Here is a 12,124-nt window from a genome sequence, read left to right on the forward strand (position 1 = left end):
CCCGTACGCCTCGCCGGCGCCCAGGTGCCCATCGGGCCCGGACCGCGGGTCGCCGACGCCCGTGCCGCCGCCGTGAAGGCGCCCCCGCCGGAGGCCGGTCTGGTCGCCACCTGGTCCCGGCCGCGCCCCGGCGTCAACGGTACGGAGCCCGCCGTGGGCCCCGCCGTACCGGTACCCCCGCCCGCGCCGCCGGAGAGCTCGGGCGGTTGGCGGCCCTGGCGGTTCCGTATGTCGAACGACGTGTGGGGCACCCCGGCCGTCGCCGGGGACCTCGTCTACGTCACCTCCTTCGAGGTGCACGCCCTCGACGTCGGTACCGGCCGGCGTCGCTTCAAGACGCGGGACGTGGCCTGGTCGATGGCGGTCGCGGACGGCCGTATCCACGCCTCCGACGGCCCCACCCTCTTCGCCCTCGACGCCCGCGAGGGCGCCGACCAGTGGCGGCTGAACACGGATGCGTGGGTGTACTCCCTCAAGGCCGAACGCGGGACGGTGATCACCGGGACCCGCGGCGGCGGCGTACAGGCCTGGGAGGGCGCCACCGGACACAAGCTCTGGGAGCTGGCCGGCTGCCAGACCGACTTCGAGTCCCCCGAGGCCGGGCCCGCGCTGCACGAGGGCACGGTCTACGTCTGGCAGGAGGGCCGCCTGCGGGCCCTGGACGCCCGCACCGGCGAGGAGCGCTGGGCGTTCCCCATCGGCGACGCGGCCTCCTGCGGCGGAGTGCCGGTCCGGGTGGCCCAGGCCCACGACGGGTTCGTGTACCTCTCGGCCGGGACACGCGTCATGGCGCTCGACGTGGCGAGCGGACGGGTGCGCTGGCACTTCGAGGCCCCGGCGGTCTTCCTGTGCCCGCCGACCTTCGTACCGGGGGCCGCGGTCACGGGCGGCGGGGTCTACCTCGCCGACTACCTCGGCACGGTGTACGCCCTGGACGCGACCGACGGCCGCGACCGCTGGCGCATCGCCACCGAGGCCCGGACGTCCGTCGAGCCGGTGCTGGTGGCCGGGGGACATGTCCACGTGGGCAGCGGCAAGGGGCTGTACACGCTGGACGCGGTCACCGGGACGCCGAAGTGGCGGTTCCAGGCGGGCGGGGACATCGTGGGGGCACCCGCGGTGGCCGAGGGGCGGATCCACTTCGGGTCCACCGACCATCTGCTCTACACCCTGAAGGCCGACGACGGCCGGCTGCGCTGGAAGCTCGCGACCGGCGGGGAGATCACCGGTTCGCCGGTGGTCAAGGACGGGGTCGTGTACGCGTGCAGCAAGGACCGGTGCGTGTACGCGCTGGACGCGGAGAAGGGGACGGGGACGGCCAGGGCCACCTGAGCGCGCTGTCGGAGGCCCCCGTTAGAGTGATCCCATGCATTCACGGGGGCGTGTTCTCAAATTCACGGCGGTCATGGCGACGGTGGTGCTCGCGCTGACGGGGTTCTCCAGCGGGCACAAGAGCAGCGGGCGGCACAAGAGCAGTCACAGCCACAGGGACAGTGACAGCGGCGGTGGCTGCAGCAGCTCCAGCCAGGACCACGACAGCTACACGCCGCCCCGCACCACCAGCACCCGCCGCACCTCGACACTCCAGGACGGCACGGCGAGGGTGGTGAGCTGCGCGACGAAGGCGACCCCCTACACGACGGTCGAGGTCTCCAACCCGAACAGCAGTCGGGCCACCTTCGAGATCGAGTTCTCCTTCACCGACACATCCGGCCGGACGCTGAGCTCTGCGGACAAGCGGATCACGGTGCCCGCCAGAGGCACGTCGAAGATCAAGGTGCAGGCGAGTGGGGCCGTCCTGGCGAAGCTCGACCGCTGCTGGGTGGAGCCGGAAGCCGACGTGGTGTAGCGCTAGCGCGACCTGAATCCCGGCTGCCGGGAACGGAACAGCTCCGCCTGCCGGTCCGGCGGGAGGTTCCCGAGCGCGACGAGGTGCGCCGCCTGCGCGAAGCCCTGTGCCACGGCGGCCTCCTTGGCGGCCCAGAGCGCGCGGACCGTGCCCTGCACCCCTTCCGGCGGATACCCGGCGATGACCTCGGCGGCGGCGACCGCGGCCGCCAACACCCCGCCCGGTGAGGTGAGTTCGGTGACGAGTCCGAGGGCGTGGGCGCGCTCGGCGGAGAGCCGTTCCGCCGTCCCCATCAGGGCCATCCGCGCGGCCTCCCCGTGCGGCATGACCTGCGCCATGAGCACCGACTCGTAGGCGCTGACCATCCCGTAGGTGGTGTGCGGGTCGAAGAAGGTGGCGGCCGGGTCGGCGACGAGGAAGTCGCTCTCCCCCAGGAGATAGAAGGCACCACCGCAGGCCATCCCGTTCACGGCGGCGACGACCGGTTTCCAGAGGTCGTTGGACTTCGGCCCGATGTGGAGGAGCGGATCATCCGCCATGTAGGGGGAGGTGGGCTGCGGAACCTCGGCGTCCCGGTCAAGGCCCGTGCAGAAGGCCCGCTCCCCGGCACCGGTCAGAACCACGGCCCGTACGGAGTCGTCGAACCGCAACTCCCGCCACGCGGCGATGAGTTCGTCCCGCATCTCCAGATCGACGGCGTTCAGCCGGTGCGGCCGGTCCAGAGTGACGACGGCGACACCGGTGTCCTTGTCCGCGGTCACCCGCAGGCCGGTCACGACAGCACCCACTGCGGAAGCCCGTCGGAGAACACCACGTGCACCCGGGCGCCGATCCGGATCCGGCCCGGGTCGACGGAGTTCAGCGGCGCGCCGGCCGCGGTGACCAGGTTCCCGACCAGCCGTATCCGGGGGGCCTCCTCCAACTCGACGACGACCACGTTGTACGGTGCCTGCGCCGCGTAGTCGGGCAGAAGGGGCGGGTGGGGGACGACGTAGGACCAGACGCGGCCGCGCCCGGAGACCTGGCGCCACTCCTCGGCGAACGACTGGCAGTGCGGGCAGCAGGGCCGGGGCGGAAAGCGGAGCTCCCCACAGTCGGCGCAGGCCTGGACGCGCAGTTCGCCCCGGGCGGCGTACTCCCAGAAGGGGGCGCCCGTGGCGTCCTTCACCGGTTCGAGCATGTCAGCTCCTGTTGGTCAGCAGCAGGGCGGAGGTGGGCACGCCCTCGCCGGCGGTGACGAGGCAGGTGGTGGCGTCCGGTACCTGGGCGGTGCTGGTCCCGCGCAGCTGCCGTACGCCCTCGTCGATGAGGTTGAAGCCGTGCACGTAGGCCTCGGACAGTCCGCCGCCCGAGGTGTTGATCGGCAGCCGTCCGCCGATCTCCAGGGCCCCGCCCTCCGTGAAGGCACCGCCCTCTCCGCGACCGCAGAAGCCGTAGCCCTCCAGGGAGAGCGGGACGAGGGAGGTGAACGCGTCGTAGATCTGGGCCACGTCGACGTCCTGCGGGGTGAAGTCGGCGTGTTTCCACAGGTGCCGGGCGGCGGTCCAGGCGGGCCCGGTGAGCGGGTCGTCGTTCCAGTAGTTGACCATGCCGTGGTGCTGGGCGGGCAGGCCCTGGGCGGCGGAGTGGACGTAGACAGGGGTGTTCGGGCAGTCGCGGGCGCGCTCCCGGCTGACCAGCACGCACGCCAACGCCCCGTCCGTCTCAAGGCAGTTGTCGAAGAGGCACAGGGGTTCGCTGATCCAGCGGGAGGACATGTACATCTCGCGGGTCAGGGGGCGGTCGTACATGATCGCGGCGGGGTTCTGGTTGGCGCGGTTGCGGCAGGCGAGGGCGACGTTGAAGAGGTGGTCGCGGGTGGCCCCGTACTCGTGCAGGTAGCGGCGGGTGAGCATGGCGATCTCGTCGGCGGGGCGGAGCAGGCCGAAGGGTCTCGTCCACTGGGCGGGGGTGGGGAGCTGGACGGTGGTGTTGGTCCAGGGGCGGGGGCCCGAGCCGCGCTTGCGGGACCGCCAGGCGACGCCGACGCTCGCCTGCCCGCTCGCTATCGCCGCCGCGAGATGCGCGACCGTCGCGCACGAACCGCCGCCGCCGTAGCCGGCCTTGCTGAAGAAGGTGAGATCGCCGAGGCCGACGGCCTTGGCCAGTTCGACCTCGTCCGTCTCCTCCATGGTGTACGAGGCCAGGGCGTCGACCTCGCCGGGGGCGATCCCGGCGTCGTCGAGGGCGGCGAGAACGGCCCGGCAGGCCAGGGTTCTCTCGTCCTCGGCGAGGCGTTTGGCGAACGGGGTCCGTCCGATGCCGACGATCGCCGTGGCGTCCTTGAGGGTCACGCTGCACGCACCTCCACACACTGTGAGGCCTGCTGACAGCCCGTCAGGCTACAGCTAATCTGACGGGTAGTCAGCTAATGCGTTTCCGCTTTCGGGGAGGCCGATGTGGAGTGGCGGAGCATCCCGGAGCTGGTCGCCCGGGCCGCGGAGCGGTACGGCGCCGCGGAGGCGGTCGTCGAGGGCCGCGGCCGGGTCACGTACGGCGAGTTGGGCACCCGCGTGGAGCGGGCGGCGGCCGCGTGCATCGCGAACGGCGTGCGCCCGGGCGACCGGGTCGCCGTCTGGGCCCCCAACTCCCTGGACTGGATGGTCTCGGCACTGGGCGCGGTGTCGGCGGGCGCGGTCCTGGTGCCCCTCAACACCCGCTTCAAGGGCGCCGAGGCGGCGGACGTCCTGCGCCGCAGCGGGACCCGGCTGCTGTTCGTGACCGGCACCTTCCTCGGCACGTCGTACGTGGCGTCCCTGCGCCGGGCGGTCGCGGAGGGGCCGGAGCTGCCCGAGCTGGAACAGGTGGTGGTGCTGTCGGACGACGCCCCGGCGGACTTCCGTACCTGGAAGGACTTCCTGGCGAGCGGGGACGGGGTCGGTCGGGCCGAGGTACGGGCGAGGGCCGCCGCGGTCGAGGGTTCCTGGCCCTCGGACATCGTCTTCACGTCCGGGACCACCGGCCGCCCCAAGGGCGCGGTGATCACCCACGAGCAGACCTTGCGGGCGTACGACGTCTGGTGCGAACTGGCCGGGCTGCGCCAGGGCGACCGCTACCTGATCGTGAACCCGTTCTTCCACACCTTCGGTTACAAGGCCGGGGTGATCGCCTGCCTGATGCGCGGGGCGACGATGATCCCGCAGCCGGTGTTCGACGTCGACACCGTGCTGGCGAACATCGCGGCGGAACGGGTCTCGGTGCTGCCGGGCCCGCCCACCCTCCACCAGTCGCTCCTGGACCACCCGGCGCGCACCTCCCACGACCTGTCCGCACTGCGCCTGGTGGTGACGGGCGCGGCGGTGGTGCCGTTGCGTCTGGTCGAACAACTGCACGGCGAGCTGGGCGTGGAGACGGTCCTGACCGCGTACGGCCTCTCGGAGGCGAGCGGCATCGTGACGATGTGCCGGCGCGGCGACCCACTGCCGGTGATCGCGTCGACGTCCGGGCGGGCCATCCCCGGGACGGAGGTGCGGGTCGAGGCGCCGCCCGGCGAGCCCGGCGAGGTCCTGGTCCGCGGCTTCAACGTGATGCGCGGCTACTACGAGGACGAGGCGGCCACCGCGGAGGCCGTGACGGAGGACGGCTGGCTGCGCACGGGGGATGTGGGAGTCCTGGACGCCTCCGGAAACCTGCGCATCACCGACCGGCTGAAGGACATGTTCATCGTGGGCGGCTTCAACGCCTACCCGGCCGAGATAGAGCAACTGCTCGGGCTGCACCCGGCGGTGGCCGACGTGGCGGTCGTCGGCGTGCCGGACGCACGGCTCGGCGAGGTCGGCAGGGCATACGTGGTCCGCCGCGCGGGCTCGGTCCTCACCGCCGACGACCTCATCGCCTGGGCCCGCCGGGAGATGGCGAACTACAAGGTGCCGAGGTCGGTGGAGTTCGTGACGGCGCTGCCGCGGAACGCGAGCGGGAAGGTGGTGAAGGGGGAGCTGCGCCGGTCCTGAGCGACCGGCCCCGGGACACGCCTCGGCCGCGACGGCTCCCCCTCCGCGCCGCCGCGGCCGATCCCCGTGCGAGGAGAAGTCCTTGTCAGGCCTTCTCGTCCGTGGCGTGGTTGTCGAGCGGCTTGACCGTGCCGTCCGTCGTACCGGCGGCCAGGGTGACGACCTTCTCGGCACCGGTGGCGTGGTTGTCGAGCGGCTTGACCTCGTCCTCGGTCCCCGTGGCGTGGTTGTCGAGCGGCTTGATCGTGCCGTCCTGCTTCTCGGTTGCACTCATGGGTGGTGACTCTCCCGTTCGTGTGATGGGCGATGCCCGCCCGGCGACTCCCCCGAGGGTCGCCGGGCGGGCACGTCAGGGTCGGTAACCCTAGCGATGGAGACCACCGCTGACCCGTCTGCCCCCCGACGCGACGGATCGACACCTTGAGGGTGCCGTGCGGCGATAAACGAACGATGAACGTCCGTCCGCCGGACGCCTGGACGGTGGCCGAAGGGGTCGGTGCTGCTCACCAGGGAATGCACACAAGGCCGCATTAGCTCGATCGTGTGATCGTCGCCTGCGAGCTCGCAGCGCCCTGGGCTGTTTGGGCTAGCGTGGTCGTGCGACCTGGGGATACCGGGTACGGCGTCAGCGTGCGGGGCCCCTGCTCCACCAGAGGATGGTTCAGGGCCTCCCCGTCGCCTCTGGCCGTACCCACATGGCCAGGTCGTGAGGGCTGTGTCCATCAGCGGCCTCCGGCCGCGGGGGCCTCCCGGGCCCGGACCGCGCACAGGATGCGTGTCGCCGCCCCGGGGTCGAGTACGCCGGGGACCTGGGGGTACCTCCCACGCCCTTAAGGCAGTGGGGGATCGCCCAAGACCGTTCGGGGCGCGCGGCTGAACGGACTCACTCCCGCTCAGTCCACAGGAACGGTGAGCAGGAGCCGTACGTCGGCCGCCTCCGGCGAGCCCAGTTGCTCGAAGATGCCGAGCGCCTCCTGCCAGCACGCCTCGGCCCGGCCGGGCTGCCCGAGCCCGCTCAGGGCCCTGCCGAGGACCGTCAGGACGTTGCCGCGCCGCCACTCGCCGCCGATGCCCCGCAGTACCGCCAGGGCCTGCTCGGTCAGGGCGGCGGCCTGCGCGGGCCGGTGGCCGACGAGGTGCGCCTCGGCGAGCCGGAAGAGCGTCATGCCCTCCCACAGCCGCTGCCGGCTGTCACGGAAGACCTCGAGCGCCTCGGTCAGCCGCTCCACGGCGGCGTCCAGCCGCCCCTGCCCGGTGAGCGCCAGGCCCAGCGCGTACCGGCCGTTCGCGCCGCGCAGCGCGTGCCCCAGCCGGTCATAGATGACGATGCCCTGCTGGGCGAGTTCCACGGCGCTGGTGCTCTGCCCCATGGCCAGGTGGATACGGGAGAGGTTGCACAGCGCGCTGGCCTCGCCCGCGAGGTTCCGGTCGAGCCGGAAGCTCTCGATGGCCTCTTTCAGGTACGCCTCGCCCTCGGGGTGGCGCCCTTGGTAGAGCGCGATGATTCCGCGGTCGTTGGCGGCCCAGCAACGGGGCGCCAGGTCGTCCGCCGCGCGGGCGAGGTCCATGGCCAGCCGGGCCTCCGTGTCCGCCTGCTCGAAGCGGCCGGCGACGAGATGGACGTTGGTGAGCGTGGTGAGCGCACGCGCGCGGCTGCGCGGGTCGTCCGCCGCGTCGGCCGCGTCCCGCAGGGCGACGGCGGCGACCTCGTACTGCTTGGAGTTGGCCCCCGACTCGGCCAGGTCCTTCGCCACCCACAGCAGATCCACCGCGCGTCGCAGCAGGGCCCCCTTCGCGCACTGCTGGACGAAGGCGAGCAGGGCGTTGGCCTCGGCGTACAGCCAGTCCTGTGCGGTGTGGCGGTCCTCGAAGGACAGTCCGGGGTAGCGGATCTCCTCCAGGTGCTCCACCAGCCGATCGCCCGGCCGCTCGATCGCGTACACACCAGCGGCGGTCGCCAGATAGAAGTCCAGCAGCCGCGACAGCGCCGCCTCCCTCTCGCTGGGCGGCCATTCGTCGCGTTCCGCGCACGCACGCGCGTAGAGCCGTACGAGATCGTGGAACCGGTAGCGGCCGGGCGCCGCCGATTCCAGCAGGGAGGTGTCGACCAGGGCCTCCAGGAGGTCCTCGGTGTCCTCCGCGGGGAGATCCAGCACCGCGGCGGCCGCGGCCAGCGAGATGTCCGGGCCGTCGGCGAGGCCCAGCAGGCGGAAGGCGCGGGCCTGGGCGGGCTCCAGCTGGCCGTAGCCGAGTTCGAAGGTGGCCTTCACCGCGAGGTCGCCGGCCTGGAGTTCGTCGAGGCGGCGGCGTTCGTCGGCGAGCTTCGCGGCGAGGACGGAGACCGTCCAGGTGCGGCGGGCCGCCAGGCGGGAGGCGGCGATGCGGATGGCGAGGGGGAGGAATCCGCAGGCGCCGACCACGTCGAGGGCGGCCTTGCGCTCGGAGGCGACCCGTTCCTCGCCGACGATCTTGGTGAACAGCTGGAGGGCCTCTTCGGGGGACATCACGTCCAGGTCGACCAGGTGGGCGCCGGCGAGGTCGACCATGCGGACCCGGGAGGTCACCAGGGCCGCGCAGCCCTCCGTGCCCGGCAGCAGGGGCCGTATCTGGGCCGCGTCGCGCGCGTTGTCGAGCAGGACGAGGATCCGGCGGCCGTCGAGGACCGAGCGGTACAGGGCGGACCGCTCCTGAAGGGAGTCCGGGATCGCGGAGTCGGCGGTGCCGAGGGCTCTGAGGAAGGCGCCCAGGACCGTCTCCGGCTCGGCCGCCCGGGAGCCCGCGCCCTGGAGGTCGACGTAGAGCTGCCCGTCGGGGAAGGCCGCGCGGGTCTGGTGGGCCACGTGCACCGCGAGGGTCGTCTTGCCGACGCCGCCGATGCCGGCCAGCGCGGAGACCGCCATCACGCGGCCCTCGGAGCCGGAGGCGAGCACCTGGCTCAGTTCGGTGACGAAGGACACGCGGCCGGTGAAGTCCGGGACGGTGGCGGGGAGTTGTGCGGGGCGGACGGGGGCGGCGACCGGTTCGGGCTGCGGGGAGGCGGGGGCCGCGAGGCCGGGGTCGGCCTGGAGGATGCGCTGCTGGAGTTCGCGCAGGCCGGGGCGGGGGTCGACGCCGAGTTCGTCGGCGAGCAGGCGGCGGGTGTCGGCGTAGACGGCGAGAGCCTCCGCCTGGCGGCCGGAGCGGTACAGGGCCAGCATGAGCAACTCGCGCAGGCGCTCGCGCAGGGGGTGCTCGGCGGTGAGGGCGGTGAGTTCAGAGACGGCCTCCGCGTGGCAGCCCTGCTCCAGGTCCATGTCGAGGCGGGTTTCGAGGAGTTGCAGCCGCCACTCCTGAAGGCGTACGCGCTGTGCCTCGGCGTACGGGCCCGGCACTCCCGCGAGCACCTCGCCGTCCCACAGGGCCAGCGCCCGGGTCAGCGCGTTTCGCGCATGGCACAGGTCCCCGGTGCTGCGGGCCTTCTCCGCCTGGGTGGCCAGTTCCTGGGCGGCCGCGAGGTCGAGCGCGTCCTCGCCGAGCCCGCGGATCGCGTACCCGCCGGACTCGCTGACCAGGATCCCGGGGTCGAGGATCTTGCGGAGCCGGGAGGCGTACGTGCGCACGGCGGCCAGCGCCTGGGAGGGCGGCTCCTCGCCCCACAGGGCGTCGATCAGCTCGGCGGCGGTCGCGGTACGGCCCTCACGCAGCAACAGTGCAGCGAGCAGCGCCCGTTGCTGGGGCGAGCCGGTGTTCAGCAACTCCTCCCCACGCCGGGCCCGCACCGGCCCGAGCACACAGAAACGCAGCGACTGTACGGGGTTCGTGTGCTGCCCGGCTTCCGTCGGGGGGCTCGTGTGCTGCCCGGCCCCGTCCACGGAGCCCACGTCCTCCCCGCCCCCCGCCGAGGAGCCGGGGCGCCTCTGCTCCGGCACCCGCGGTGCACCGTCCATCGCCGTCCCCCTAGGGCCTGTCTGCAACCCCGTCAGTTTGCCTTGTCCATGGCGGATGCGTCAGCTGTGGAGAGGCTGATCACAGATGGGCGCGCGGTAAGTCACAAGGCTCTCACCCTCTCTCCGCACACTTCCGCACAGGAACCGGCGTCATCGGCCGCCGCCCACCCAGCTGACGGACCGTCAGATCGGCGCTACCGTGAGCGCCATGGAGACCACGACGGCACTTCCGAAGATCATCTCCGTCGACGACCACACGGTGGAGCCCTCCGACGTCTGGCAGAACCGGCTCCCGAAGAAGTACCTCGACACCGGCCCCCGGATCGTCCGCGCCCCGCTCAAGGAGATCAGCTTCCTGGGCGGCCGCTTCAAGCCCGTGATGGGCGCCCCCGGGGACGACGGCCCCCTGGGTGACTGGTGGTTGTACGAGGGACTTCAGCGCCCCCTCACCCGCCTCGACACGGCGGTCGGCTACAGCAGGGACGAGATCAAGCTGGAGGTCATCACCTACGAACAGATGCGCCCCGGCTCCTACGACGTCCCGCAGCGCCTCACCGACATGGACGTCAACCACGTCCAGTCGGCCGTCTGCTTCCCGACCTTCCCGCGCTTCTGCGGTCAGACCTTCACCGAGGCCAAGGACCACGAGCTGGGCCTGCTGTGCGTCCAGGCCTACAACGACTGGATGGTGGAGGAGTGGTGCGGCCCCGACGCGCAGGGCCGGCTCATCCCGCTCACCCTCATCCCGCTCTGGGACGCCGAGTTGGCCGCCGCCGAGGTCCGCCGCAACGCCGCCCGCGGGGTCCGCGCCGTCGCCTTCTCCGAGATACCCCCGCACCTGGGCCTGCCCTCCGTCCACTCCGACGACTGGGATCCCTTCCTCGCCGCCTGCGACGAGACCGGCACGGTCATCTCGATGCACATCGGCTCCAGCAGCCGTATGCCCTCCACCTCCGCCGACGCCCCGCCCGCCGTCGGCTCCACGATCACCTTCGCCAACTGCTGCTTCTCGATGGTCGACTGGCTGATGAGCGGCAAGTTCGAGCGCTTCCCGAACCTCAAGGTCATGTACGCGGAAGGCCAGATCGGCTGGATCCCCTACATCCTGGAGCGCGCCGACGTGGTCTGGGAGGAGAACCGCGGCTGGGGCGGGGTGGCCGACAAGGTCCACCGCCCGCCGTCCGAGCTCTTCACCGAGCACGTCTACGGCTGCTTCTTCGACGACGCGTTCGGGCTGCGCAACCTCGACTCCATCGGCGTCGCCAACGTCCTCTACGAGACCGACTACCCGCACTCCGACTCCACCTGGCCCAAGTCCCGCGAGGTCGGCGAGGCCCAGATGGGACACCTGGACGCCGACGTGGTCGAGCGGATCGTCCGCGGCAACGCAATCGACCTGCTGGGCCTCACCCCCGAGGGCCTGTGGAGCGGTTCATGAAGTACGGCATCCAACTCCCCGTCCAGTCCCAGTCCACGATCTACGCCGAGCCCTGGGAGACCGGCGCCGGGCCTGAAGACCTCGCCGAGGTGGCCGGCGCCGCCGACCGCGCCGGGTTCGCGTACATCGCGGCCTGCGACCACGTGGCCGTCCCGCGGCGCCTCGCCCCCGCGATGAGCACGGTCTGGTACGACCCGGTCGCCACCCTCGCCTTCCTGGCCGGAGTGACCGAACGGGTGCGGCTGCTCAGTCACGTGGCGGTGGTCGGGCTGCGGCACCCCCTGCTCACCGCCAAGCAGTACGCCACCCTCGACCATCTCAGCGGCGGGCGGCTGATCCTCGGTGTCGGCGCGGGACATGTGCAGGAGGAGTTCGAGGCGCTCGGGGTCGACTTCGCGGGGCGCGGGGCCGTCCTCGACGAGTCGATCGACGCGCTGCGAAAGGCCCTGGGACCCGAGGAGTTCCCCGAACACCACGGCAAGCTCTACGACTTCGAGGGCCTCGGCCAGCGCCCCCGCCCCGCGCAGTCCCGCGTACCGGTGTGGGTCGGCGGGTCCTCTCCGGCCGCCGTACGCCGGGCCGCGCTCAAGGGTGACGGGTGGCTGCCCCAGGGAGACCCCCGGGACCGGCTGCCCGCACAGATCGACCGGATACGGCGGCTGCGGGCGGAGGCGGGCGTCGAAGGACCGTTCAGCGTCGGGGCCATCGCCGAGCCGCTCTACGTCGGCACGCCCACGTGGGACGTCGGCCGCAGGACGCTCAGCGGCTCGCCCGAGGAACTCGCCGAGTCCCTTCGCGCCTACCGCGCGATGGGCGTGGACCAGATCCAGGTGCGCTTCCGCAGTCGCGGCCGTACCGAACTCATCGACCAGATCTCGGCGTTCGGGGCCGACACCGCCCCCCACCTCTGAGGAGTCACCGC

General features: G+C 72.3%; 10 protein-coding genes. 5 read left to right on the forward strand and 5 right to left on the reverse strand.

Annotated elements, in window-relative coordinates; translation table 11 throughout:
- Together BFN33_RS33010 and BFN33_RS33015 are read left to right on the forward strand one after the other, a co-directional pair.
- Window positions 1–1,332, forward strand: a 1,332-nt coding sequence (locus BFN33_RS33010) for a PQQ-binding-like beta-propeller repeat protein (protein ID WP_256122921.1), incomplete at its 5' end; no start/stop codon positions are given.
- A gap of 73 nt (window positions 1,333–1,405) precedes the next feature.
- Complete coding sequence (locus tag BFN33_RS33015) at window positions 1,406–1,849, forward strand: hypothetical protein (RefSeq protein WP_256122922.1); 444 nt, start codon at window positions 1,406–1,408, stop codon at window positions 1,847–1,849.
- A 2-nt stretch (window positions 1,850–1,851) separates the two neighbouring features.
- Here the strand turns inward: BFN33_RS33015 and BFN33_RS33020 are convergent, their stop codons facing one another.
- Genes BFN33_RS33020 through BFN33_RS33030 form a run of 3 tightly spaced genes read right to left on the reverse strand, consistent with a single transcriptional unit; the run spans window position 1,852 to window position 4,182 of the window.
- The gene (locus tag BFN33_RS33020; RefSeq protein WP_069763854.1) at window positions 1,852–2,637 is read right to left on the reverse strand and encodes an enoyl-CoA hydratase/isomerase family protein; all 786 of its coding nucleotides are present in this window, start codon (window positions 2,635–2,637) and stop codon (window positions 1,852–1,854) included.
- On the reverse strand, window positions 2,622–3,029 hold the full coding sequence (locus BFN33_RS33025; protein WP_069763855.1) for a Zn-ribbon domain-containing OB-fold protein: 408 nt from the start codon (window positions 3,027–3,029) through the stop codon (window positions 2,622–2,624). Before BFN33_RS33025 ends, BFN33_RS33020 begins: the two co-directional genes overlap by 16 nt.
- 1 nt (window position 3,030) lies before the next feature.
- Entirely contained in the window at window positions 3,031–4,182 is a 1,152-nt protein-coding gene (locus tag BFN33_RS33030; RefSeq protein ID WP_069763856.1) for a lipid-transfer protein, read from the reverse strand.
- Window positions 4,183–4,287: 105 nt separating this feature from the next.
- On the opposite strand from BFN33_RS33030, the gene BFN33_RS33035 reads away from it, so the two are divergent.
- The gene (locus BFN33_RS33035) at window positions 4,288–5,838 is read left to right on the forward strand and encodes a FadD3 family acyl-CoA ligase (RefSeq protein ID WP_069763857.1); all 1,551 of its coding nucleotides are present in this window, start codon (window positions 4,288–4,290) and stop codon (window positions 5,836–5,838) included.
- Between the two features lie 85 nt (window positions 5,839–5,923).
- On the opposite strand, the gene BFN33_RS33040 is transcribed toward BFN33_RS33035, so the two are convergent.
- On the reverse strand, window positions 5,924–6,112 hold the full coding sequence (locus tag BFN33_RS33040; protein ID WP_069763858.1) for a hypothetical protein: 189 nt from the start codon (window positions 6,110–6,112) through the stop codon (window positions 5,924–5,926).
- Window positions 6,113–6,731: 619 nt separating this feature from the next.
- On the reverse strand, window positions 6,732–9,764 hold the full coding sequence (locus tag BFN33_RS33045) for a BTAD domain-containing putative transcriptional regulator (protein ID WP_079141124.1): 3,033 nt from the start codon (window positions 9,762–9,764) through the stop codon (window positions 6,732–6,734).
- A 208-nt stretch (window positions 9,765–9,972) separates the two neighbouring features.
- Here BFN33_RS33045 and BFN33_RS33050 point away from each other — a divergent pair, with 208 nt between their 5' ends.
- The gene (locus BFN33_RS33050; protein WP_370743336.1) at window positions 9,973–11,202 is read left to right on the forward strand and encodes an amidohydrolase family protein; all 1,230 of its coding nucleotides are present in this window, start codon (window positions 9,973–9,975) and stop codon (window positions 11,200–11,202) included.
- Window positions 11,199–12,113 carry an LLM class F420-dependent oxidoreductase gene (locus BFN33_RS33055; protein ID WP_069763860.1) on the forward strand — a complete coding sequence of 305 codons (915 nt, stop codon included), beginning with the start codon at window positions 11,199–11,201 and terminating at the stop codon, window positions 12,111–12,113. Before BFN33_RS33050 ends, BFN33_RS33055 begins: the two co-directional genes overlap by 4 nt.
- Window positions 12,114–12,124: the final 11 nt, after the last annotated feature.

The organism is Streptomyces sp. LUP47B (genome assembly GCF_001746295.1).
Classification (GTDB): domain Bacteria; phylum Actinomycetota; class Actinomycetes; order Streptomycetales; family Streptomycetaceae; genus Streptomyces.